The organism is Klebsiella sp. CN_Kp066, from assembly GCF_040065135.1.
GTDB classification, from domain to species: domain Bacteria; phylum Pseudomonadota; class Gammaproteobacteria; order Enterobacterales; family Enterobacteriaceae; genus Klebsiella; species Klebsiella oxytoca.
Map to the genome: position 1 here is coordinate 1 of NZ_JBEAIU010000040.1, position 22,491 is coordinate 22,491.

22 protein-coding genes and 2 pseudogenes are annotated in these 22,491 nt (G+C 49.8%); 21 read left to right on the top strand and 3 right to left on the bottom strand.

Translation table 11 applies throughout. From position 1 onward, the window contains the following. From ABLV75_RS15630 to ABLV75_RS15710, 17 genes and pseudogenes are all read left to right on the top strand, one after another. A pseudogene (locus ABLV75_RS15630) lies at positions 1-655 on the top strand (phage gp6-like head-tail connector protein); the annotation flags it as partial. Continuing rightward, on the top strand, positions 652-978 hold the full coding sequence (locus tag ABLV75_RS15635) for a head-tail connector protein (RefSeq protein ID WP_311095465.1): 327 nt from the start codon (positions 652-654) through the stop codon (positions 976-978). The pseudogene ABLV75_RS15630 and the gene ABLV75_RS15635, both read left to right, overlap by 4 nt. Before the next feature lie 69 nt (positions 979-1,047). Beyond that, on the top strand, positions 1,048-1,245 hold the full coding sequence (locus ABLV75_RS15640) for a hypothetical protein (RefSeq protein WP_311095464.1): 198 nt from the start codon (positions 1,048-1,050) through the stop codon (positions 1,243-1,245). 1 nt (position 1,246) lies between these two features. Further along, the gene (locus tag ABLV75_RS15645; RefSeq protein WP_109256374.1) at positions 1,247-1,579 is read left to right on the top strand and encodes a phage head closure protein; all 333 of its coding nucleotides are present in this window, start codon (positions 1,247-1,249) and stop codon (positions 1,577-1,579) included. Then, a complete protein-coding gene (locus ABLV75_RS15650; protein ID WP_101827061.1) occupies positions 1,572-2,111 on the top strand; it encodes an HK97-gp10 family putative phage morphogenesis protein in 540 nt (179 codons plus the stop codon). Before ABLV75_RS15645 ends, ABLV75_RS15650 begins: the two co-directional genes overlap by 8 nt. Next, complete coding sequence (locus ABLV75_RS15655) at positions 2,108-2,473, top strand: DUF3168 domain-containing protein (protein ID WP_064355147.1); 366 nt, start codon at positions 2,108-2,110, stop codon at positions 2,471-2,473. The genes ABLV75_RS15650 and ABLV75_RS15655 overlap by 4 nt, the downstream gene beginning before the upstream one ends. A 58-nt stretch (positions 2,474-2,531) precedes the next feature. Continuing rightward, positions 2,532-3,023, top strand: coding sequence for a phage tail tube protein (locus tag ABLV75_RS15660; RefSeq protein WP_311095463.1), 492 nt, complete (start codon positions 2,532-2,534; stop codon positions 3,021-3,023). A 42-nt stretch (positions 3,024-3,065) separates the two neighbouring features. Continuing rightward, positions 3,066-3,449, top strand: coding sequence for a phage tail assembly chaperone family protein, TAC (locus tag ABLV75_RS15665; RefSeq protein ID WP_017146241.1), 384 nt, complete (start codon positions 3,066-3,068; stop codon positions 3,447-3,449). A 2-nt stretch (positions 3,450-3,451) separates the two neighbouring features. Further along, positions 3,452-3,715 carry a hypothetical protein gene (locus ABLV75_RS15670; protein WP_017146240.1) on the top strand — a complete coding sequence of 88 codons (264 nt, stop codon included), beginning with the start codon at positions 3,452-3,454 and terminating at the stop codon, positions 3,713-3,715. A gap of 64 nt (positions 3,716-3,779) precedes the next feature. Next, positions 3,780-4,247 carry a hypothetical protein gene (locus tag ABLV75_RS15675; protein WP_311095462.1) on the top strand — a complete coding sequence of 156 codons (468 nt, stop codon included), beginning with the start codon at positions 3,780-3,782 and terminating at the stop codon, positions 4,245-4,247. 42 nt (positions 4,248-4,289) lie between these two features. Beyond that, positions 4,290-6,713 carry a phage tail tape measure protein gene (locus ABLV75_RS15680; RefSeq protein ID WP_348855020.1) on the top strand — a complete coding sequence of 808 codons (2,424 nt, stop codon included), beginning with the start codon at positions 4,290-4,292 and terminating at the stop codon, positions 6,711-6,713. Beyond that, the gene (locus tag ABLV75_RS15685; protein ID WP_017146237.1) at positions 6,713-7,192 is read left to right on the top strand and encodes a hypothetical protein; all 480 of its coding nucleotides are present in this window, start codon (positions 6,713-6,715) and stop codon (positions 7,190-7,192) included. Before ABLV75_RS15680 ends, ABLV75_RS15685 begins: the two co-directional genes overlap by 1 nt. After that, positions 7,179-7,661 (top strand): DUF1833 family protein, encoded by a 483-nt coding sequence (locus ABLV75_RS15690; protein ID WP_115239624.1) that lies wholly within the window; start codon positions 7,179-7,181, stop codon positions 7,659-7,661. The genes ABLV75_RS15685 and ABLV75_RS15690 overlap by 14 nt, the downstream gene beginning before the upstream one ends. Before the next feature lie 9 nt (positions 7,662-7,670). Continuing rightward, a complete protein-coding gene (locus ABLV75_RS15695) occupies positions 7,671-8,051 on the top strand; it encodes a nitrite transporter (RefSeq protein ID WP_142444938.1) in 381 nt (126 codons plus the stop codon). Further along, positions 8,048-11,116: a host specificity factor TipJ family phage tail protein gene (locus ABLV75_RS15700; RefSeq protein WP_311095460.1), complete on the top strand. Its 3,069-nt coding sequence runs from the start codon at positions 8,048-8,050 to the stop codon at positions 11,114-11,116. The genes ABLV75_RS15695 and ABLV75_RS15700 overlap by 4 nt, the downstream gene beginning before the upstream one ends. A 78-nt stretch (positions 11,117-11,194) precedes the next feature. Next, entirely contained in the window at positions 11,195-13,723 is a 2,529-nt protein-coding gene (locus ABLV75_RS15705; RefSeq protein WP_311095459.1) for a hypothetical protein, read from the top strand. Between the two features lie 9 nt (positions 13,724-13,732). After that, positions 13,733-14,647, top strand: a complete 915-nt coding sequence (locus tag ABLV75_RS15710) for an arabinofuranosidase catalytic domain-containing protein (RefSeq protein WP_049091443.1) — start codon at positions 13,733-13,735, stop codon at positions 14,645-14,647. A gap of 52 nt (positions 14,648-14,699) precedes the next feature. On the opposite strand, the gene ABLV75_RS15715 is transcribed toward ABLV75_RS15710, so the two are convergent. Both ABLV75_RS15715 and ABLV75_RS15720 read right to left on the bottom strand, forming a co-directional pair. Beyond that, positions 14,700-16,100 carry a hypothetical protein gene (locus ABLV75_RS15715; protein WP_049091444.1) on the bottom strand — a complete coding sequence of 467 codons (1,401 nt, stop codon included), beginning with the start codon at positions 16,098-16,100 and terminating at the stop codon, positions 14,700-14,702. 2 nt (positions 16,101-16,102) lie between these two features. Next, positions 16,103-18,235 (bottom strand): glycosyl hydrolase family 28-related protein, encoded by a 2,133-nt coding sequence (locus ABLV75_RS15720; protein ID WP_311095458.1) that lies wholly within the window; start codon positions 18,233-18,235, stop codon positions 16,103-16,105. A gap of 91 nt (positions 18,236-18,326) precedes the next feature. On the opposite strand from ABLV75_RS15720, the gene ABLV75_RS15725 reads away from it, so the two are divergent. The 4 genes from ABLV75_RS15725 (at position 18,327) to ABLV75_RS15740 (ending at position 21,665) form a co-directional block, all read left to right on the top strand. Next, positions 18,327-18,875 carry a recombinase family protein gene (locus ABLV75_RS15725; protein ID WP_311095457.1) on the top strand — a complete coding sequence of 183 codons (549 nt, stop codon included), beginning with the start codon at positions 18,327-18,329 and terminating at the stop codon, positions 18,873-18,875. 263 nt (positions 18,876-19,138) lie between these two features. Further along, a complete protein-coding gene (locus ABLV75_RS15730; RefSeq protein WP_064370697.1) occupies positions 19,139-19,558 on the top strand; it encodes a translesion error-prone DNA polymerase V autoproteolytic subunit in 420 nt (139 codons plus the stop codon). Between the two features lie 2 nt (positions 19,559-19,560). Further along, positions 19,561-20,826 carry a Y-family DNA polymerase gene (locus ABLV75_RS15735; RefSeq protein ID WP_311095456.1) on the top strand — a complete coding sequence of 422 codons (1,266 nt, stop codon included), beginning with the start codon at positions 19,561-19,563 and terminating at the stop codon, positions 20,824-20,826. Positions 20,827-20,939: 113 nt separating this feature from the next. Next, entirely contained in the window at positions 20,940-21,665 is a 726-nt protein-coding gene (locus ABLV75_RS15740) for a hypothetical protein (protein ID WP_311095455.1), read from the top strand. 84 nt (positions 21,666-21,749) lie between these two features. Here the strand turns inward: ABLV75_RS15740 and ABLV75_RS15745 are convergent. Next, positions 21,750-22,420 (bottom strand): annotated as a pseudogene (locus ABLV75_RS15745) (SOS response-associated peptidase). Positions 22,421-22,491 lie beyond the last annotated feature (71 nt).

Sequence of the window (22,491 nt, forward strand, 5' to 3'; positions counted from 1 at the left end):
GCTGAAACAGGCGGTGGACGATGCCGTCAGTGAAGCTGTAGCGGAAATCCCCCTGTCGCAGGACGGTAAAAGCGTGACGCCGGAGGACGTGCGGCCGCTGCTGCAAGAGTTAGTCACGGCGGCAGTGGGGGAAATCCCGGCCCCGCGCGACGGCAAAGATTACGATCCGGCGGTGCTGAAACAGGCGGTGGACGATGCAGTCGCCGCGTTGCCGCCGGCGCAGGACGGACGTGATGCTTTGCAACTGGAAATACAGCCTTTCATTGATGAAGGTAAAAGTTATCCGCGCGGATCTTATGCCACTCACAACGGAGGCCTCTGGCGTGCTTATGAGAAAACCCATGGTATGCGTGGCTGGGAATGCATCGTTGATGGTGTATCAGATGTTGATATCAGCATGAATGGTCAACGCAATTTCACTGTTACGGTCAACCGAGCAAGTGGAATGAGCGATAAAAAAGCTTTCGATATACCGGCTATGGTGTACCGCGGCGTATTCAAATCGGGCGATGAGTACCTGCCTGGCGATACGGTTACATGGGGTGGTTCACTCTGGCACTGTGACGAACAGACGCAGGATAAGCCAGGTGAAACAGGCTCTAAAGGCTGGACTCTGGCCGCCAAGCGCGGACGGGACGGGAGGGATAAAGCGTGATTGAGCTTGTAACTTTACCCCAGGCAAAAGAGCATCTGCGCATTGACGATGACTCAGGTGATGCCGATTTGCTCCTGAAAATTCAGGCCGGTAGTGCTGTGCTGCTTTCCTACATTCAGGGAAGTCGGGACAAGGTGGTTGATGGGGATGGGAACCTGATTCAGGGTGAGCCTTTATTGCGAATGCAGGAATCCCTTCTCAGACTGCTTGGCTATCTCGATCGCAACCGCAACGGCGAAGAGGAAGAAAAACTACAGCAGGGTGAGCTGCCTTTCTCAGTAACGATGCTGATCTACGATTTGCGTCGGCCAACGATTATTTGAGGTGGTATATGGCTTGCTCAGGTTGCGCCCGGCGGCGCGAGTGGATAATAAAGTGGACGAAAATAGCCTATGAACGAGCAACAGGTAAACGCGCTGATAGCAGCGATGAGCGAACAAACAGCAGCACAGAGAGAGCAGACGGAAGCGATAAACCGCCTGGCTGAATCAAACATGGCTCTGTGTGATGTGATCATTCAGTCTCTGGCCGGTGAAGAGGATGTGCAGGCAGAGCCGCAAACCTATCTCAGCGGGAAACCCAGGGGGTGATATGCAGGCCGGGAAATTGCGTCACAGGGTTACCCTGCAGGAGCCGGTAAAAGAGCAGAACCCGACAACGGGAGCCGTAATTAATATCTGGCGAGATGTCGCAACCATCTGGGCCGAAATCTCCCCCTTATCTGCGCGGGAGTTTATCGCGGCCCAGGCATCACAGGGCGAGATAACAACGCGTATAACTATTCGTTACCGGGCGGGCGTCACCAGAAAGCACAGGATTCTGTATCGCGGTGGTATTTACAACATTGAAGGCGTTTTACCAGACCCGCGCAGCGGCAGGGAATATCTGACGCTGCCCTGCTCAGAAGGGGTGAACGATGGCTGATGGTGTAGAGGTTAACCTTACCGGGCTTGAGTCGGTGCTGGGCAAGATGGATGCCGTCTCACAGGTGACCCGCAATAAAACCGGGCGTGCAGCGCTGCGTAAAGCAGCAAACGTCATCCGGGACAGGGCCCGCAATAATGCCGCTCGTGTTGATGACTTTCTTACTAAAGAAGCCATCTATAAAAATATTGTCGTCAGTTTCAGCAGCAAAGCCTTTCGCAGAACGGGCGACCCAACCTTTCGTGTAGGGGTAATGGGCGGAGCAAGGCAATATGCCAATACAAAGGCCAATGTGCGAAAAGGCAGGGCGGGTAAAAGTTATAATACAGCCGGAGATAAAGGCAATCCCGGTGGTGATACCTGGTACTGGCGATTTCTGGAATTCGGGACCGAGCATATGGCTGCGAGGCCAATACTACGCCCGGCAATGAATGGCGTGGATACTGACGTAATTAATATTTTCGCTGTGGAACTGGAAAAGGCTATCGATCGTGCCGTCCGTAGCGCAGCCAAAAAAGGAACGTCCGTATGATAGCTCCAATATTCTCTGTCTGCGCGACAAGCCAGGCTGTAAAGGCTTTACTGGGTACCAACCCCGTCAGGTTCTATCCCTTCGGGATGCAGGACGACAATATCGTCTATCCCTATGCCGTGTGGCAAAACATTGATGGCTCCCCTGAAAATTACCTTAATCAGCGGCCTGATGCTGACCGTTACTCTCTTCAGATCGACATATATGGCAATACTGAAGTTGACGTGATGGCGGTGGCCCATGCGCTGCGTGATGCCATCGAGGGAAAAGCCTATATCACCCGGTGGGGAGAGCAAAGCCGTAATGATTCCACGTTGAAATACCACTATTCCTTTGATGTTGACATGATCGCATTAAGGTAACTAACAACCCCAAACTGACCCGCTCTGAGCGGGTTTTTCTATTTATGGAGACTAAAAAATGTCTGTGTTAACGCAAGGCACGCAGCTCTTTGTGCTGAAATCTGGCGTGGTCAGCGAGGTTGAATGTATCACCAGCTTCAACCCCGGCGGCAACCCGGCCGATCAGATTGAAGATACCTGTCTGAGTGAGCGGGATTCCAGAACCTATAAAAAAGGGCTGAAAACGCCAGCTTCAGCAACTGTCGGGCTGAATGCCGACCCGAAAAACGCCAGCCACATTATGCTTCATGGGCTTTCTGAAACTGATGATCAGACACCGCTAACCTTTGCTATCGGCTGGTCAGATGGTACCAGCACCCCGACCGTTGCAGCTTCTGGCGATGAAGATGCTGTTGATGGTCTGGTGCTTCCGTCTGATCGCACCTGGTTTATCTTTCAGGGCTACGTTTCCGATTTCCCGTTCGATTTTCAGGCAAATGCCGTGGTTACCACCTCCGCAACTATCCAGCGCTCCGGATCGGCGGTCTGGGTACCTAAAGCAGCAGCGTAATGATTTGCCCGGTCTGCCGGGCTTCTTGATTCAGGAGAAGAAATGAAACTTACTCTCGACACATTAAAAGAGTCCGGGGCATTCACTGGCCGCCCGGTAGAGAAAGAAATAAAATGGAAAGGTCGTGACGGGAAAGAACATATCGCAACCGTTTTTGTGCGTCCTATGGGTTACCACACCACAAAAGCCGATCTGCTGGCTTATAACGGGAAGTCCGATCCAGTTGCCGAGCGCATCGCTGGTAACATTTGCGATGAAGAAGGTAAGCCAATTTTCACGGCGGCTGATATCCTTGGAACTGCATCTGAAGAACGTGGTGCACTGGATGGCCCGATTGTCGTTGCTTTGCTATTGGCTATGCAGGAAGTCAACGAGCTGGGAAAGAATACGAACTCACAGGAGAAGACGAGTTCTGGTGTGAGTTAGTCATGAACGGCATCGGTGGGCGAACGATCGCTGAGGCTCAGGAGCGAATAAGCCTTCGTGAGTTTCAGGTGTGGGTAAAGTACCGCGATAAGTATGGTCCGCTTAACATTATGATGCGTACTGAGTGGGGCGCAGCGTTGGTTGCTTCCGTTCTGGCAAATATCAATAAGTCTACGAACACACCGCCATACAAGATCAGCGACTTCGCCCCGCATATCAATGAATCAGCTGTATCGCTTGAGGACGCGATGAAAACGTGGGAGTGATTGTAGTTTTGGGATTTTAAAAATCCTGCTACCCTTTTGATAACTATTATCACGAGGGAATGATATGAAGAGTTCAGGACAGTTGTTATCGCTAGTAGGCGTAGTTCTTGCAGTATATTCATTATTCTTTATGGATGTGAGTGTTGATGTTGGTGATGGTTCAAGGGTGAATAACCTTGGGCTAATGGCACAACAGCAAAATTATTTATTAATTGCTATTGTGTTTTTTCTTGCTGGTATTTTTATATCTTTTTCAGGGAAAAAACGTTCATTACCAGAAGTAGACTTCACAAAAATAGAATCGTGCTCTGCAAATGATTTTATTTCTTCAAAGGATGGTGAGCCATGCCTAAATATATTGGCTGTAGATAATCTAGCTCTTATGTTTTTGAAAAAACATGGTTCAAGTAGCGTTAATGATATCCTTTTGATGAACATGCCTTTAATCGATAGGTTGGAACGAGATCTCCCGGATTCATTAAGGAAAGATTTTGTATCCACCCTTAAAAGGAGGTTAAAGGATAATTGTTAAAATAAAGCCCGCTTTTAGCGGGTTTTTTCTCTTGGAGAATTTATGGCTGGCAAGTCACTAGGTACTCTTACTATCGACTTGATTGCAAAAGTTGGTGGATTTGTTTCAGGGATGGATAAAGCTGAACGTGCATCAGCCAAGTGGAGTAAGCAGGTACAAGATGATGTGGCAAAATCTAGTGCAGCGCTTACAGGGATAGGGGCTGCTGCTATTGCTGCTGGGCTAGCTGTAGGTGCCTCCGGATTTCAATTGCTTAAATCAACATCAAGGCAAATATCAGAAACTGATCGCTGGGCTAAATCATTACAGCTATCTACCCAAGAGCTTCTCGCTTGGCAGTTTGCCGCTGAAAAGGCTGGTGTATCGGGTGATCAAATGGCTGATATCTTTAAGGATATTGGCGATAAAATTGGCGATGCAGTATTAAATAAATCTGGTGAAGCTGTAGATGCACTCAATGCCCTTGGATTATCAGCTGAAAAACTATCAAAAGTTAGTCCGGATAAACAATTGCTCGCTATAGGTGAATCCCTAGAGAAAATTAGTACTAATGCCGAGAAAACAACGATTCTTGAAAGTTTGGGTAATGACCTTTCAAAATTGCTTCCTTTGTTTGATAACAATAATAAAAAACTTAAACAGTTTATTGATCTTGCTAAAGATTATGGTGTTGCTCCCGATCCATCATCTATTGATGATTTAGTGAAGGTAAACCAGCTCTTTGAAGATATGGAGGCTCAAGTCGCTGGGCTCAAAATTGAGATTTCGGCAGGGTTAGCTAAAGTCGATCTAAACCCTTTACAGAGTTCACTTGATAAACTTCACGATGTACTGACTGATCCTGTTGTTCTTCAAGGTATTTCTGATCTTGTATCAGAAGTTGCCAAGCTTGCCGGATGGCTTGTAAAAGCAGCTGCGGGAGCTGGCCAACTTGCCTCTAGCACTGGTAACCGTTTCGCGGCACTTAGCGGTAAAATTGACATCTCGAATATTGACCAGGTCAATGAACGTATTACTTATTTGCAAAAAAGCCTTGATGGAAGAAATGGTTTTTACTCTAAAGGTGAGTCGATGTTTGGTTGGCTTACCGGAGTAGATGACAGCGCAAAAGCCCTCAATGATGAGTTACTTTCTCTTATAGAAACAAGAGATAAACTTTCTAATACCAGCAGGGTATCTCTACCTCTTCAGGCTGCAACAGTAGGAACTGACAATCCGTTTGCACTACCTGCGGGAAGTACGAATGGTAAGCCTGCTAAAACAGCAGTAAATAAACTTGATAATGCTTATAAAGCTGTGGAGCAGAGCTATCTACGTCAGATTGTATTAACCGATCAACTTACTGGTAAAACGAAAGAAGTCACAGAGCTTGAAAAACTGCGATTCGATTTATCTACTGGAAAACTTGTAGGTATTAATAAAGAGCAACAGATTAGGCTGGAAGGGCTTGCATCTGAAATTGATAAATACAATGCCCTGTCAAAATTCCGTGATTTACAGGATGAGTTATTAACACCTGAAGAAAAGCTCCTTAAAACCACGAAAGAACGCTTTAAAGTCCTAAAAGATATTCAGGGATTGCCCGGAGTCAGCAAGGAAGAAGTAAAAAAAGCAACCAAAGCTATCACCGAAGATTCATTTGCCGATATGCCTAACTTTACTGGTATAGACCCCATGTTTGGTGGGCAACTCGGTGAGCTAAGAAAAGTCGATGATGCGCAGAAAGAGCAGGAAAAGTGGTATCAGAACCAACTTGATTTGCTTGAACAGAACCGACAGGCACGCTCTGACCTTAATGAAGAATGGGACGCCAGAGAACTTGAGTTAAAGAAAAAACACCAGGATGAAATGAACAGGCTCGACGATGCCCGTAATCAACTGATGTTAAGTAGTGTTGTTGATGGTCTGGGATCAATGGTTGATATGACTCGTACTGCTTTTGGGGAGCAATCAGGCATATATAAAGCAGCATTTGCTGTTCAAAAAGCTGCAGCTATAGCTCAATCAATTATTGCTATTCAGCAAGGGATCGCTATGGCGGCCGCAAATCCATTTCCCTACAATCTTGCAGCTATGGCTAGTGTTGCAGCCTCAACAGCGAGTATCGTATCCAACATTTCTGCTGTGGGGATGGCCCACGATGGGCTTGATAGTGTCCCAGAAACGGGTACATGGCTCCTGCAAAAAGGCGAGCGAGTTACTACTGCTAAAACCAGCGCAAAGCTGGATGCCACTCTGGATAGGGTCGCGACTCAATCAACCGGAAGCGGCGCTATTTACTCGCCTACTATCACCATCCCAATAAATGGGAACCCATCCGATGCAACTTTGGCGCTGGTGCGCAAAGCCGCCGATGAGGGTGCTGAACGGGGATATCGAAAGGCGGTGAACTCAGTTGCAAGTGGGCAGGGTGATTTGCACAGAGCATTAACCAGCAAAACTAACTCTGGGAGGAAAATCGGCTGATGGCTATCACCTCAACGCTCTACTATCCCTCCGATTACCTGCCAGGCCCCCTTAAAGATAATTTTGGTTTAACTCCGGTTTCTCCGCTGAAACGGACATCGATGGTAACTGGTCGCGCGCGTCAGCGGCGTGCTTATACCTCGACACCAACCCAAACAGATCTGGCATGGATATTTAATGATGCGCAAGCTCAGGCCTTTGAAGCGTGGTTTCGCGATGTGCTATCTGACGGGGCGGCCTGGTTCAACATACCGTTATTAACTCCTGTAGGGCTTAAAAATTATGTATGTCGCTTCACAGACATTTATAAGGGACCCACTCCGGAGGGTGGGTTTTACTGGAGGTATACGGCACCTGTTGAGTTATGGGAGCGCCCATTGCCTCCGGCTGGATGGGGACATTATCCGGAATGGATAGTCGGCAGCTCGCTGCTCGATATCGCGCTGAATAAGGAGTGGCCAAAGCATGACGCAGATTAACCGCCTTTACGCCAGTAGCGGGTCAGAGGTGATCATTGAAACGCTGCAGATAACTATCGGTTCTGATGTTCACTACCTCTGCCAGGGTTATGAGGATATCACCGCGACGACGGAGAACGGCAAGACCGTAACGTTTACCGCCTGCGCGATGGATATTGCATTGCCAGCGCGTAACGAGGACGGCACGCAGGATTTAAAGTTTGCGCTGTGTAATATCGACGGCGTTGTCTCCACGGCGATCCGCAATGCGCTGGCGAACCGCCTTTCGGCGTCGCTGACTTACCGGAGTTATATCTCCACAGATTTAGCGGCGCCTGCGGCGGTACCGTACACGCTTCAGGTCAAATCAGGCTACTGGACGGCGACAGAAGTGCAGATCACCGCGGGCTATATGAATGTCCTCGATACAGCCTGGCCGCGATACCGTTATACGCTCCCTTTATTCCCCGGTCTGCGTTACATCAGCTAAGGAATCCCAATGTTTAACCCTGACAAATACCTTTCAGTCACCTGGCTGAAGGGCGGTCGCACGTACCCAGAACTTGACTGCTTCGGCATTGTGAACGAAATCCGGGCGGACCTTGGACTGCCTCTCTGGCCTGAGTTCGCCGGGGTGACCAAAGACGACGGCGGGCTCGACCGTGAAGCGCGCCGGATGATGCTTTCTCTGGAGCGCTGCGAACCGTGCGAAGGTGCCGGTGTGGCCTGTTATTCCGGATCCACCGTCATCCATGTCGGTATCGTCGTTAATATCGGTGGCATGCTGCACGTGGCGGAATGCAATCCGGGAACAAACGTCACCATTCTGCCTTTGCCGCGATTTAAGCGGCGATTTGTCAAAGTGGAGTTCTGGCAATGACCGTTCGTTTTTACCCGTCGCGGCTGCCCGGTGAACCACTCGAAACGCATGAGCATGGCGTTACCAGCATTCGCAGCTGGCTGGTTGCCAATGTCAAAGACTATGAGGATCGGGATGTTCCATCGCTGGCCATTGAGCTTGAGGGTCAGCCGGTATCACCTGGCGAATGGGCGTTTCGCATCATCCGGCCGGAAAGCGATGTCCGCATGTACCCGGTTCCTTTCGGGCTTGAGGCCGCTACGATTGCCTGGATAGGAGTGGGTATCGCCGTCGCATCTGCGGCTTATTCACTGTTCATGATGGGTAATATTGATGCGGGTGGCTACACGTCAACCACAGGGCGAAGCCTCGACCTGAACCCCGCTAAAGCAAACAGCGCGAAACTGGGTGATGCGATTCGTGAAGTTTTTGGGCGCGTGCGTATTTATCCGGATTATGTTGTGCAGCCCGTTACCCGGTTCGATGCTGCCGATCCCACGAAAATGCGCGTACAGATGCTGCTGTGCCTTGGTGTCGGAGCTCTGGATTATACCAATGGCGATATCCGCGTTGGCAGCACCCCGGCATCGACCCTGCCAGGATTCAGCAGCACGCATTATCCCCCTGGTGCGGACGTTTCCGGCGATGAGCGTAGTGAAAACTGGTTCAACAGTACGGAGGTTGGCGGGACGTCATCCGGTACCGGTCTTGATATGGCCCAGACGTCGCCGGATGCGGACGACATTATTGCAGACAGCATGACCGTGGCTGGAGCAGACGTAACATTTACCGGGCTGGACACGGATGATGGCGATGATGACGACGAGAACGACAATTCTCTGCCGGATAGCTGGGTAGAAGGCGCGATTGTTGAGATAAAGGCTCCCGCCAACTACCAGATATCAACGGCGGCCGGGTACAGCGTTATCGCGAGTCCGCTGCTGGCAGAGATAGCGCCAGTAGTCGATATGCCGGTGACGCTGGGGTTTAACTCAGTCGACTACGATTTGTTTATCGCGTCATATACCCCTGGCCAGGCTGCGGTGCCGGGCTCCGGGGGAAGTGCGGCAAAAGTTCAGGCCAGCGCAGCACCTACCACCTACGACTTTTCGACCAGCTCCAGCACGTTCACGATCACGTGGCAGGGGATCGCTTACGCGGTGTCGCTGGTGGCGAACTATGTGTCGATGTCTGGACTTCTGGCGGCCATCACCGAGGGGCTCACTGGCTCCGGCCTGGTCGCGCAGGATAACGGCGGCACTGTAGTGATAACCGAGGCGGCCAGCCCGTTCGCGGGAGGGGCGATCACATCCTCTTCGCTGCCAGCTGCCGTTTTCGGTGATGCCCCTGTTTACACCGCCGGCACGGCATCAACCGGCGGCAGCCCGGCGGTAACGGCAAATTTGACGCTTGCCTATAACAGCGCCACGGGAACCGCATTTTCGGGCATGCCTGAAGGCGTGCAACGGCTTTCACTTGCTCACCGCGGGAATGAGTACAGGATTGTGTCCGCTGACGGCACGACGGCGACGGTGGCGCGTCTGGTTAACGGTGCAGTTGATGAGTCATGGCCGGGATTCACCACCAGGACGATGATCGACTATGAGGCCACTGGCCTTAACGACACGCTGAACTGGCTGGGGCCGTTTCTGGTCTGCCCTGAAAATGAAGTGGTGGATATGTTCGAAGTGAATTTTTCCTTTCCGAACGGCATCTGCGGTTTTGACAGCAAGGGCAAAAAACGACTCCGGCATGTTGAGTGGGAAATTCAGTACCGGATTTACGGCTCCGGCTCAGGGTGGGTCAGTAAACAGGGCGAGTACGCGCTGAAAAACGTCAACGGTCTGGGCTTTACTGAGCGGATCACACTCGGTTCTCCGGGACTTGTAGAGGTTCGCTGTCGACGGCGCAATGAACAGGGCTCCAATAATGCCAGGGATTCTATGTACTGGCAGGCACTGCGCGGACGACTGCTGACTCGCCCAGCATCCTATCCCGGTGTGTCGCTGATGGCGGCGACCGTCGAGACGGGCGGTAAACTGGCAGCGCAGTCTGACCGCCGCGTAAACGTTGTTGGGACGCGAGCATATGAAACCGGAACGGCCAGAACTATTTCTGGGGCGCTGCTGCATGTCGGGAACTCGCTGGGGCTGGAGATGGACGTCGACACCATCACTGCGCTGGAATCCGCGTACTGGACGCCACGGGGCGAGTATTTCGATTACGCTACCGGCGACAGTATCTCAGCGCTGGAAATGCTGCAAAAGATCGCCAACGCCGGGAGGTCCCGTTTTCTGTTGAGTGATGGGCTGGCTACCGTAAACAGGGAGGGGATTAAGCCCTGGACAGGTGTGATCACCCCGCATGAGATGGTCGAAGAGCTGCAGAGCGGTTTCATTGCTCCATCTGACGATGATTACGACGGGGTTGATGTGACCTACGTCAACGGGACCACCTGGGCGGAAGAGACGGTTAAATGCCGCACTCCCGATAACCCTACCCCGGTGAAAATCGAGGATTACAAACTCGACGGGGTACTGAGTCAGGATCACGCCTATCAAATTGGTATGCGGCGCCTGATGAAATACCTGCAGCAGCGCGTAACGTTCCAGACGACGACCGAACTGGACGCACTCTGCTACAACGTTGGCGATCGTATTGTGCTGACCGACGATATACCGGGGAATAACACGATTTCCTGTCTTGTTGAGGAGATGACAACGGCTGGCGGTGTAACGACCTTCACCGTCACGGAGCCGCTGGACTGGTCTTTTGAAAACCCTCGCGCGCTGATCCGTTACCAGGATGGCTCGGCCTCCGGGCTGATGGTGGCGACCAGAGCAGGGGATTATCAACTTTCGGTCCCGCATCTGAGTGAGTTTGATGACCTGCTGAAAATCAATTTATCGTCTGCAACCATTGAGCCGATCAGGCTGGTGTTCTGCGGCTCAACGCGGCATGTCTATGATGCGCTGGTGGCAGAAATTGCCCCGCAGGCGGACGGAACCTGCCAGGTGACCGCCAACGAATATCTCGAATCGTTCTACGCCTACGATGACGCCAGCTACCCCGGCGACGTCGCTTAATACCCCATAAAAACCCCTTATTAACTATTTTCGCTCAAACCCTTGTTTACGCGAACGCCTTTTTTGGAGCAAAAAAACATGGCCGAACTTAACCCACCTTTGGGAACGACGACGCCTGAAATCTTTTTAGATAACGTTAAGCGGGCCGATCGCTTAGTGAACGGGCCGGAGGAAACGGTAAACGATCGCGGCGGGGAACCGCTCGAGACCTGGCGTCAGATGATGGCGAAAAATGATGAAGTCCGGCAGAACATCATTCCGCTGAGTAAGCAGTACATGACGCTCGAGGCGGCCCAGGCGGATATCGCAAATATTCCAGAGGGTAGCACCACGTATTACCGCAGCCCGGACGACAGTGCGCTCGCTATCGAGGTCATGAACGTTGGCGGGACGCTGACCACTACCGGCCGGACAATGGCATCAGGAGAACTCGTCGCTAAAATTGATAATCGCATTTCTGAATCTGAAGGCGAAAATATTGTTGAAATTCATGACAGTGAGAAAAACATTGTTGGTCTTCTTGATAAAGATGGTTATTTCTTTTTACCTTATTTGCCGGAATCTGTGCAGAATACAATTAATCGGTTGATATCGCTGGTTTCATCACGTAGTGGAAATGATATTTTCAGATTAGGTGATGGTGAGAATGATACCTTCATACAGGATTGCGACGGTCGTGTATTCGTTCCGCTACTTAATTTGTCCATCCAGGATTATTTTAAGTACATTGAATCCTATGCTTCGTTAACTACCGGGGACGATATCCTGCGCTTTGGTGATGGCGAACATGACACACTCATTCAGGCAAATGACGGCCGCCTGTATATACCTTTGCTGACTGACTCAGTTCAGGATGAAATAAATAACCTGAAAAACAATCAAACGCCCGTATCATCGGTTGTTTCGATTGATATACGTAATCAGGTAGATACAGCTGCTTATATTAATATTCCCGATGGTTATTATGCTGAGAAAATAAAATGGTTACGTGATAACGTAGCTATTCCAGATGCTACCGGGTACGCATATGTATTAACAGCTGACGATATGATGAAAAATATTACGCTTAGCATTGAGAGTTTATTGGGTGGAAATAGGGTATCAGATAAAACCACCGGACAGATTGGCGGGATAATGCTGGAGAGCACCGGTCCGGCTGGCTCAATTTATGAGGGGTACACTCTTTCTGCAGGTGACGATTTCAATACGCTGGATATTTTGAGCCCGGCGAATCCTAAGGGGCGTTGGTTTACTACCCGCACTTACCTCAACCCGCCGCGGGGATCTGATACGCAACTGGGCACAATGTACGACACTGACCCCGCGTTTACGGGCTTTAATGACTCGAACCGGGGCGTGCCGGTGGGTTTTGATAATATGCGCGTTGAGGATGGTGTTCTGAGGCTTCAGGCCCGTGCAGCTACTGCGAATGAAAAACCACATCTGCAAGGCTCAAGGCATGACCTGGCGGCGATGGTGAGCTCTGTAGGCGCATTTTCATTTTTCGCCGGTCCCGCCGGGACTGGAGATTGTATTATTGAGTGGTATGCGATGTTCACTCACAAAACACAAAACCCGCCAGGGTGGCACCCGTCATTATGGACCCAAAGTTCGCTGCCATCCTACACCTACAATTCGGATGAGCTGGATATTATCGAGGGCATCAGCCAGTTTGCAACGTCAAATTATAATCTCTGGGGAGCAGATGGTTCGAAAACAGGCGGAGGAACGCTTGGACCGGAAAAATATATATTTGATGGCAAGTACCATAAAATCAGCACCATCCTCAATCAAAGTAATGTCCAGATATTCATTGATGATACCTTTAGCAGCATATTAAGTCTTGATGCCAATTCAGTACGTGAACCGGGTTACTTGTTGATGAGTAGTCATGTATATAAAGGCACTTTCCATGGTGAAACCTATTCTGCCTGGGCATGGGAAAAACTCTGGAAGGGGGCGACAATTAGTGTTGACTGGTGCCGCATCTGGCGTAAAACAGGATTGAGTCATATCAAGCCGCTCGTCACCGTTCCTTCAGTCAACATTGATTATGGCAGCAGCGGCACAATAGTACTTCCGGCTAAGTCGGTTCTGTGGGGCCGTGACGATGTTTCAGAGCATGTCCAGACAGTCATGACTGAAGAGAATGAACCCGGTGGCAGCCATACAGTTTCCTATGACTCCCTTCCTCCTTTTGTTACTTACGATGCATCCACCCGAAGCATTACTATCAGTAACGGATACACGAAAGCGGGACGTCTTAACTTCGTTATTTATGGCTATCTGCAGGATGGCTCAAGCTGCGAACCCGCCCGCACATGGGCCAATATTGGACCTCGTTTTTCAGGTGATGCATTAACACTGAAACCAGGAAAAAGTGTTGATTTATATCCTTTCTGGGATTGCGGAATCCTTGTCACTGATGGCGAGAAATGTACCAAAACCATCGGCGTTTATTCACTACCCGAAGGCGTGATCTTTGACACCAAAAGCTGCCAGTTAATCAACTTCGGTGGTGAAAATGGCTCATATGTTATCACCAGCGCCTGCCAGAACAGTGTCGGACAGACAGCGGTCCAAAAAATAAATCTGATTCTTAATTAAGAGGTCATCATGCTTGTACTTAATTCTAACTCTGCATATACCGGCGATAAAAAAGATTTACCCGGTTACTGGCCTACTTTTGGATATACTCCTACAGTGGCTCTGTCGTTGCGGCAGCTTTCAGCATCCTACACCGGGCCTGCAATTCGTGTACGTCGCTCGAGTGATAACACAGAGATTAATATTGGATTTACTGCCGAAGGCGACCTGGACACGACGGCTCTGCTTAATTTTTGCGGTTCAGGCAACGGATTTATCAGTGTCTGGTACGATCAATCGGGTAATGAGTTTAATGCTATCCGCGAAAATGTGTCCGGACAGCCACGGATAGTTTCGGCAGGCGCTGTTGATCTGATTGGTTCTAAGCCAGGCGTGGTATTCGACGGAACAAGTGATGCCCTCTCTTTAACGGCTGCTGTTTCTGCGTTATCTGGAGTAGCAAGTTTGTCCTCATCTCTTGTTCTGCGTTTTCGATCTTCGCCCGCAGCGGCCTGTAGTATTTTCTCATTTTATAAATCAGACAGCCCCGTTCGTCGTCGATACAACCTGGGCGCCGGATTTCAGAGTCAGGCGAAAAACCTTCTACAGATAATTTCGACGCAGGCAGATTCGGGTAACGCTGAGATCGTGACAGAAACTACCCCGTTTACAGCAAATACAAATATTATTGTTCGCTCCTACATCGACTTTAAAACTCATTTGCAGGGCATCGCTCTGGACAGCGGAGGATGGGTTACCGGCGCCGTGTCTGGTGATGTCACAGGAATATCTGATTCCGCTGTACTGGGTGGCGGGCCGTGGGTAAGCGGGGCGCCAAGCGAGCTTTCTTACGTGACTATCGGCGAATTTATTCTCGTTGATTCAAAAAGTGATTATTTCCTCAGAAACATCACGGCTAATCAGCAGAAATACTTTACTAATTAATTTAAGCCTTGATATGGCGGCTGACAATTATCATGACAGCCGCCATTTGTTGCTACGACAATGCATTAAACTGAGACACTAAATCAGCATCAGCTAACGTGACCGGGTAATAAACCAGGCGCTTGAGATAAGTGTTTGAAACAGCGCCAGGGGTCGTTCTGGCCCGCCCAATCATTAAGCGGTTCAGCTGAGTTGATACAAGCGGCGCACCGCTGTATTTATTGATGCCGTCAAATACACGCATATCGCCGTTGATAAATGAACTGATAAAGGACTGATGGCCGTTTCGTACCTGGCCGAGACGTTTTACTTCAACCGTAACTTCAGAACTGCCGACAATTTTCGCGGCGGCCGCCAGGTTCTGGTTGGTGATACTGTTACTGATGCGGCGGTTCAGAAAACTGACATATTCAGCGACACTGTCATTATCAAGACAGACAATTGCCTGCCCGGCGTTATAGACACCACTCATCGCCTGCAGGCTGGCGGGCATATTGTAATCAGCAAAAATTGCCCCGCGGTCAGCAGCAATAAAATCAAGATCGGTACGAACGGTGCAGACCTCATCAGGCCGGGTCACAGTTGCGCCAGCTGTCGTGATGTATGGCGTAACACCATCCCAGTTTTCAATCTGCGCCCCCCAGATGTAAACACCCTTCCCTGAACCTGTATAGGCTGGCAACGCAGCGGCTGATGTCACGTCATTCACAAGCGCCAGTGTGAACTGCGGGGAGGCTGTGCCCGCAGGGGTAATGGTGATACTCAGACGGTACCAGCCATTTTTATATTTCCGCATGCTTGTCTGCAGGATGCCGGACGAGCTACGGGTTCTCAAGCCGTTGACCAAATCGAAGTTTGCAAACTGCGTCGTTGTTACTGCACCCTGAGCGACCAGCTGGATAACACTCGCGGTATTCGCTTTCGCAAAAATACTGAATGTGACAGGACTTCCCACGGTGGCGGCCGGAGTGGAATTTTCCTGCATAAAGTGCACAGTATCAGCGCTGTCAGTGCTTTCATTGAAGGGTGATGCAGAGACGTTACCATCAGGTGCGATTGTTTTGGTGGCCGTGGTGGACACGCCCGATTTTGTCCAGGTCGTGCCAGAAAAGTTTTCACTGTTGGCCGCAAGGTTAGTTACCCCTGCAGCAACGCGAAGCCCCAGGCACTCACCAGTAATCGGATCATATTCGATCGCAGCTTCACCGGACGCAAGATACTCTATCAGGCCGCTTTTGTTAACGCGGGTAGTTTCTGATGCGCGAGTAAAGGTTACCACGTCAGCCAGACGGCGGGAGCGAATGGCATTACCCGTTGTTCTGCCGAGGGCAATATAAAGCTCTTTCTCAAAGTCCAGGTAAAGGCTGGCCAGTTTCGGCATCGGGGCCTGCGGGGAAGGAAGTGCGGCAGCATCGCCCTGATAAGTTTTATTGCTCTTGATTTGAGTTGCCATTGTCAGATACCTGGATTGTTAAGCGTAGTGACGCGGGTTTGCGTGCCGGTCAGATTTAGTGTGTTCTGCGCGTTACCCACGCAGTGGTTAAATGAAATATCGACATCGGTAAGCGTACCGCTGGCATAAACAGGATATTGCTGAGTAGGCGTAGACTGGATGTCGCGAATTTTATTTGCGCTGAACGAGCTGATCTTAACTTCTGAGGCCAGATTAATTCCGTTCCCGGAAGCGGTCAGGCCGTTATTCCAGAAGCGGTTGTTTACCACATCCATATTGATCGCCGTCCCGTCTTCCAGGTTCAGACCATGCCGTCCGTTTCGATAAACGTCATTCCCCTGGATAAACATGCTGCGGACTTCCTGGCCTGGCGCTTTGAGGTTAATCCCATCTTCGCCATTATCACGGATGGTATTGCTGTCAATCTGGTATTCGCCGTCTCGCTGCTCAGTCGTGCTGTTGTAATAGACGCCATGTTTAGCATTTTTGGCGATAATATTGCACTGCAGACGCCCGCGCGAACCGGGATATGCCAGCACAGTTCCCGGACTGATAATCACGCCATAATTATTTTCTGAGAAGTTGTTATTGGTAGCGATCATGCCATCAACACCACAATCACCCAGGCCAGCATTATTCCCTGTACATGTGTTGCCGGTGACTATCGTGTGTTCAGAGCTGTAAGGCGCATTTGTTCCATGCTGTTTCTCAAGGAAGATGCCGAAGTTCTTCCCGTTGCGGCAGAAGTTCCCTGCGACATACAGCGGCTCGCTCTGCGTACCGCCAGCCCCTAATCCGAGACCAGATGCCCCCGCAGGGTTATCGTTACCCGACGGTGCCAGCCGACCGAAATTCTCCACAACACATCCAGTAATGGCGGAATCGCGCGCAAAGTCGATGCCGATCCCCGTAGCGCCAGAGTTTCTCACCCGCAGGCGGTGCAGGTGGCCGCGCCGGTAAAAGTTGAAGTACAAGCCTTTAGTGCGAGGCAAATAGCCCTCATCCGGCAATACCTGGTCCTGACAATCCACCTCAAAATCGGAATACACAAAATCGGTCAATTCCGGGACGGGATTCGTCGGCGAGGTGGTGAACTGGAGCGCCGAATATGAGCCATACGGCATCAGGATTGTTTTGCCGGTACCGGCGCCAATAATCGATACGTTCGGCGCGGGCGTGAGGAAGGAGCTCAACCGGTAAATACCCGGTGGGAGATAAATGACCCCACCGTAAGTGTTGCGGGCCATATCCCTGATTGCGCGCTGGATAACCTGTCGCGCATCCTCCTGGCTACTCGGATCCCAACCGTAATCCTTGATGCTGGTGAGAAACCGGCTATCTGCCTGCTGCTGCACGCGCCGGGAAAGACTGTTCAGCATATTGTTGACGGATGTCGGAATCCCCGGAAGGTTGAGTCCGCCCAGCTCATCAATATAGCCATATGCCGCCTTATCGGCCGCACTCAGCGTATTGAGAAACGGCCCGGGAACAGGCTGAACCTGAGCCAGCAGATCCTGCAGCGTAAAATTAGTAAGAGGGATACGGATTTTCCCTTCGGCATCGGTGATAACGAGCTGAAGACCGTCTTTATCCGTAGCTGAATGAAGGTTCGTAGAGTTATCCTTCCCGCTACGCGACGCCATCTCCTGAATGCTTTCGTCCATCCCCGCCAGATAATTATCACCGGTCTCTGTTTTTACTTCCGTAATCTTTCCATCAGATGAAACTGTCCGTACGAGACCAGAATCATCGGTCATGCCCAGCAATTTAGTAATTTCTGCAGATGCAACTGATGCAACAATGACTGCCATACCTGCACTGTTTTTATAATAATTAAATCCGACAACGTTACCTTCCCCCTGAGGAACGCGGAAATACTGACCATCAGTCGTGCCAGCGATGCCTGCGGGTTCGTCCGGAAAAGTGAAGCTCGCAGTATCAAGAGAGGTAATGATATCGTCCAGTTGCTCTACGCGTGTCTGGTTTTGTTCCATTATCAAACGCCAGGAGTCCAGAGGATCCCCACCACGATCGGGAACGTCGGCGGCGGGGCCGTTCACCAGTTCATCGAGACGTTTGGCATTACCGACCAACACCTCGGGAGACGTGCTCCCCAACGGCGGATTAAAGGCCATATTTTTTGCTCCAAAAAAGGCGTTCGCGCAAACGAGGGTTTGAGCGAAAGACCGGAGCTTTTTACAATCAGCTATTTCAAAGGGTTACATCATGCTGATTGGTTATGCCAGGGTCTCAACAGTGGACCAAAACCTCGATTTACAGAAAAATGCGCTGATCCGCGCAGAATGCGAGCTGATTTTTGAAGATAAATCGAGCGGTAAAAACACGAAGCGGCCAGGTTTAAAGAAGGCCATAAAGCGCCTCAAAAAAGGGGATACGCTGGTTGTTTGGAAGCTGGATCGATTAGGTCGACGAATGTGGGATTTGATTAAGCTGGTGGGGGAGCTGCAGGAGAAGGGGATTTACTTTCGTAGTCTCACAGACAGTTTTGATACCGGAACGCCTGCTGGCCGGTTTGTCTTCCATGTTATGGGAGCACTGGCTGAAATGGAGAGAGAGCTAAACATCGAACGTACTCGCGCAGGTCTGGCCGCAGCTCGCGAACGTGGAAGGATTGGCGGTCGTCGTAAAATCATGACCCGCACTATCATCAATCGGGCGGAAGAAATGTTAATCGCTGGCGCGACCCGGCAGCAGGTGGCCGATGTGATCGGGGTAGGGGTGAAGACTATTTATAAATATTTTCCGGCTGGCTAAGTTTGCTCACCTGCGAACCGTATGCAAGAGCCCGCAGGTGAGCAATTTGCTATGGAGGCAGTGCCATAGCTGAAAAATTTTATCCTCGCATTGTTCGAAAAACCATCAAACAGTTCAGCACTGAAAGCACTTTAAGACTTACCTTACTCATTACATCAATGCGTTACGTCAATGGCGCGAATTGATAGCTGGAACCTATATTGATATGTGGCTGGGTTAAATCTACTGTATATATAAACAGTGTTTATATGAGCGAGCATTTCATGAAGTTTTACACTCCAGCAGAATTACGCCAAATTGTTCTGATCCCGTTGTACAGCGACCTTGTTCAGTGTGGTTTTCCGAGCCCCGCGCAGGATTATGTTGAGCAGCGTATCGACCTGAACGAGCTGTTAATCAATCATCCCTCAGCGACATATTTTGTCAAAGCTGCTGGCGACAGCATGAAAGATGCGGGCATTAGCGAGGGGGATTTACTGGTCGTGGATAGCTCACGAACTGCAGTCCATGGCGATATCGTTATTGCCGCTGTAGATGGGGAATTCACGGTTAAGAAGCTGCAGCTGCATCCGCGGGTTCAGCTCAACCCAATGAACAACGCCTATTCGCCGATAGTCGTCGGTAGCGAGGATACTCTCGATGTGTTCGGTGTCGTAACCTACATCATCAAATCTGCAGGCTGACTATGTTCGCACTCTGTGATGTGAACTCATTTTACGCATCGTGCGAAACTGTATTCAGGCCAGATCTGAAAGGGCGGCCGGTGGTAGTCCTTTCTAATAATGATGGGTGTGTAATTGCCAGGTCTGCTGAGGCGAAGCCCTTCGTCAAAATGGGTGAGCCATATTTCAAGCAAAAAGATGTGTTCCGCCGGCACGGCATTATCGCGTTTAGTAGCAACTATGAGCTCTATGCCGATATGTCCAATCGTGTGATGACTACGCTTGAAGAACTATCCCCGCGCTGCGAAATTTACAGTATCGATGAGGCATTTTGCGATCTGGCTGGTGTCAGAAATTGCCGAGACCTGACTGACTTTGGCCGGGAAATTCGCGAGACGGTTCTGCGCAGGACACACCTCACTGTTGGCGTCGGCATAGCCCAGACAAAAACGCTGGCAAAGCTGGCCAACCATGCAGCGAAACAGTGGCAGCGGCAGACCGGAGGCGTGGTTGATTTGTCGAATCTGGAACGACAGAGGAAGCTGATGTCTTTGCTGCCGGTGGAAGAGGTCTGGGGGGTAGGGCGCCGTATTAGTAAAAAGCTGGAGTATATGGGGATAGACACGGTGCTCAAGTTAGCCGACACGGATATTCGTTTTATCCGCAAGCATTTTAACGTCGTGCTGGAAAGAACTGTGCGGGAGTTGCGCGGTGAGCCTTGTCTTGGGTTGGAGGAGTTCGCGCCGGTAAAACAGGAAATCGTGTGCAGCCGTTCGTTCGGTGGGCGTATCACGGAATACCACGAGATGCGACAGGCAATATGCAGTTATGCAACGCGCGCTGCGGAAAAGCTCCGTGGCGAGCATCAATATTGCCGGTTTATCTCAGCATTCGTCAAAACAAGCCCGTTTGCGCTGAACGAGCCGTATTACGGCAACAGCGCATCGGTCAAACTGCTGACCCCTACCCAGGACAGCCGGGATATAATCGCCGCGGCGACTAGGTGCCTGGACGCTGTCTGGAAAGATGGGCATAGATACCAGAAAGCAGGCGTGATGCTGGGGGATTTCTACAGCCAGGGCGTGGCTCAGCTAAATCTGTTCGATGACAACGCTCTGCGGCAAAACAGTGAAAAGTTGATGGCGGTCTTGGATCATCTCAATGCCAAAAATGGAAGGGGGGCCCTGTATTTTGCCGGGCAGGGGATACAGGCCGGTTGGCAGATGAAGCGGGACATGTTATCTCCGCGGTACACAACGAGATTCAGTGACTTGCTACATGTGAGGTGATAAGTTAAATGACGTTAATGGGTAACGAGCAGGGTGTGCACATGGATACTTCAATTCTCAACCCTGATATAAAAGTGTGCGCTCAATAAATTAAACGACATGTGGCTAGGGAAATGGGACTAAAAATATATAACCATGTGATTTTGGTGATTTCAATAATGCTTTTGTTATTTTGTTGTTTAATTATTGCTTATGCGATGGGTGTTGGCAGTATTCTATATGAGATAAAGAACTTTCCTGATTGGTTAAGTTCGATTAGCACATTTGGAACTCTAGTTGTAGCATACTCGGCGTATAAAAAAGCACCAGAATGGATAAGTCAGAGAATGCATGAGGATGCATTCTCTCTAGCCAGAAAAGTAATTCTTGATGATTACCCATTACTTAAAGAAAAAATAGATAATGCTGGAAATCTAGTGAGTTACAATGTTATATATTTTGATTTAATTGATGATGATTGCAGTGTCTCTATTACTGTGGATGAGTGTGACAAGGCATTGTCTATTTTTCATGATGTGCAAAATTCACCGGCGACAATAGAAAGTAATTTGGATAACCTTTCTAAGCTTGGCTGGAATGTTGATCAGGATATTTTAAACCTCAACAATGAAATTAATGAGTGTTATAGTGAAATGAAAAATAGTTATGTTTTAGCCTTTGCCTGCATAAAGCGAATGATAACGATTCAAAATATTAATGAAAAACGTCGATGCGCCACTCGAATAAGTGGTTTTTTTGAACGATTTGAAAGTAATAAAAATGAATTCGATCATCTTTACGAGAGAGTAAGATTAAAACACAAACGGGTTCCGGACTATTTTGATGTCGAAAAAAAATAGATATAAAATATCGTATCGCTATCAAATGCATAGTATTAATGTCATGTGTGACATTAAAATTAGTTAAATGACATGGGGTAATATTTATATTAACCTTTCTATTAATTCCGCCCCCTGATTCTTCACGTTGCCGACGGCGTGAGAAACAAGATGCCAGGTAAAATGGTCCGCTGAAACCGAGCCGTCGGAGGCAATCTCGCTGGCTTCCTTTCCCCCTACATCCTGTCTCATCCATTCCCTCGCTGCTTCCGGAACAAGGGCGAGTGGCCGACGGTCTGAATTTCTGCCAAACCAAGATCGGCAGCAGTCGTCACTATCAAAAATCCCTCAGCTTCATCCCCGCGTTCGAAAGGTACACTACCGATCGCCGCTATGAAGATGGGCTTGCCGTCTTTCCTGTGGATGAAGTAGGGCTGTTTCTTGTCACCTTCACGCTTCCACTCAAACCAGCCATCAGCAAAACAAATCGCACGCCCATGTTGCCAGAGGGGCTTAAACATTCGGCTTGTTGCCGCAGTTTCTACACGAGCATTTATAAGTGCAGGTTTATCCCACCACTCGGGCGCGTATCCCCAGTGGACCGGAGCGAGTTGCAGTTCTTCATTGCGCTCGCTCAGCAGCAGTACGCGTGTACCTGGCGCGACGTTGTAGCACCTGATCGGTTCAGGGTAAAAGGCGAAATTCCGTTCAGCTTCTTCAGAAAGATAAGTTAGGTATTCTTCTCGCGTTTGTGATTGAGCAAAGCGTCCACACATGGTTACCTCCAGTAGTCAGACTGAAGGTATAGAAGACAGAAAATTGAGCATTTCTTGGGGATAAAAATACT

What these genes read in the sequence shown, in the direction of transcription:
- ABLV75_RS15740 (WP_311095455.1), top strand. Translation starts at nt 20,940, where the DNA reads ATGGGACTAAAAATATATAACCATGTGATTTTGGTGATTTCAATAATG.
- ABLV75_RS15725 (WP_311095457.1), top strand. Translation starts at nt 18,327, where the DNA reads ATGCTGATTGGTTATGCCAGGGTCTCAACAGTGGACCAAAACCTCGAT.
- ABLV75_RS15735 (WP_311095456.1), top strand. Translation starts at nt 19,561, where the DNA reads ATGTTCGCACTCTGTGATGTGAACTCATTTTACGCATCGTGCGAAACT.
- ABLV75_RS15645 (WP_109256374.1), top strand. Translation starts at nt 1,247, where the DNA reads ATGCAGGCCGGGAAATTGCGTCACAGGGTTACCCTGCAGGAGCCGGTA.
- ABLV75_RS15695 (WP_142444938.1), top strand. Translation starts at nt 7,671, where the DNA reads ATGTTTAACCCTGACAAATACCTTTCAGTCACCTGGCTGAAGGGCGGT.
- ABLV75_RS15655 (WP_064355147.1), top strand. Translation starts at nt 2,108, where the DNA reads ATGATAGCTCCAATATTCTCTGTCTGCGCGACAAGCCAGGCTGTAAAG.
- ABLV75_RS15730 (WP_064370697.1), top strand. Translation starts at nt 19,139, where the DNA reads ATGAAGTTTTACACTCCAGCAGAATTACGCCAAATTGTTCTGATCCCG.
- ABLV75_RS15640 (WP_311095464.1), top strand. Translation starts at nt 1,048, where the DNA reads ATGAACGAGCAACAGGTAAACGCGCTGATAGCAGCGATGAGCGAACAA.
- ABLV75_RS15660 (WP_311095463.1), top strand. Translation starts at nt 2,532, where the DNA reads ATGTCTGTGTTAACGCAAGGCACGCAGCTCTTTGTGCTGAAATCTGGC.
- ABLV75_RS15715 (WP_049091444.1), bottom strand. Translation starts at nt 16,100, where the DNA reads ATGGCAACTCAAATCAAGAGCAATAAAACTTATCAGGGCGATGCTGCC.
- ABLV75_RS15675 (WP_311095462.1), top strand. Translation starts at nt 3,780, where the DNA reads ATGAAGAGTTCAGGACAGTTGTTATCGCTAGTAGGCGTAGTTCTTGCA.
- ABLV75_RS15690 (WP_115239624.1), top strand. Translation starts at nt 7,179, where the DNA reads ATGACGCAGATTAACCGCCTTTACGCCAGTAGCGGGTCAGAGGTGATC.
- ABLV75_RS15705 (WP_311095459.1), top strand. Translation starts at nt 11,195, where the DNA reads ATGGCCGAACTTAACCCACCTTTGGGAACGACGACGCCTGAAATCTTT.
- ABLV75_RS15650 (WP_101827061.1), top strand. Translation starts at nt 1,572, where the DNA reads ATGGCTGATGGTGTAGAGGTTAACCTTACCGGGCTTGAGTCGGTGCTG.
- ABLV75_RS15670 (WP_017146240.1), top strand. Translation starts at nt 3,452, where the DNA reads ATGAACGGCATCGGTGGGCGAACGATCGCTGAGGCTCAGGAGCGAATA.
- ABLV75_RS15710 (WP_049091443.1), top strand. Translation starts at nt 13,733, where the DNA reads ATGCTTGTACTTAATTCTAACTCTGCATATACCGGCGATAAAAAAGAT.
- ABLV75_RS15685 (WP_017146237.1), top strand. Translation starts at nt 6,713, where the DNA reads ATGGCTATCACCTCAACGCTCTACTATCCCTCCGATTACCTGCCAGGC.
- ABLV75_RS15680 (WP_348855020.1), top strand. Translation starts at nt 4,290, where the DNA reads ATGGCTGGCAAGTCACTAGGTACTCTTACTATCGACTTGATTGCAAAA.
- ABLV75_RS15665 (WP_017146241.1), top strand. Translation starts at nt 3,066, where the DNA reads ATGAAACTTACTCTCGACACATTAAAAGAGTCCGGGGCATTCACTGGC.
- ABLV75_RS15700 (WP_311095460.1), top strand. Translation starts at nt 8,048, where the DNA reads ATGACCGTTCGTTTTTACCCGTCGCGGCTGCCCGGTGAACCACTCGAA.
- ABLV75_RS15720 (WP_311095458.1), bottom strand. Translation starts at nt 18,235, where the DNA reads ATGGCCTTTAATCCGCCGTTGGGGAGCACGTCTCCCGAGGTGTTGGTC.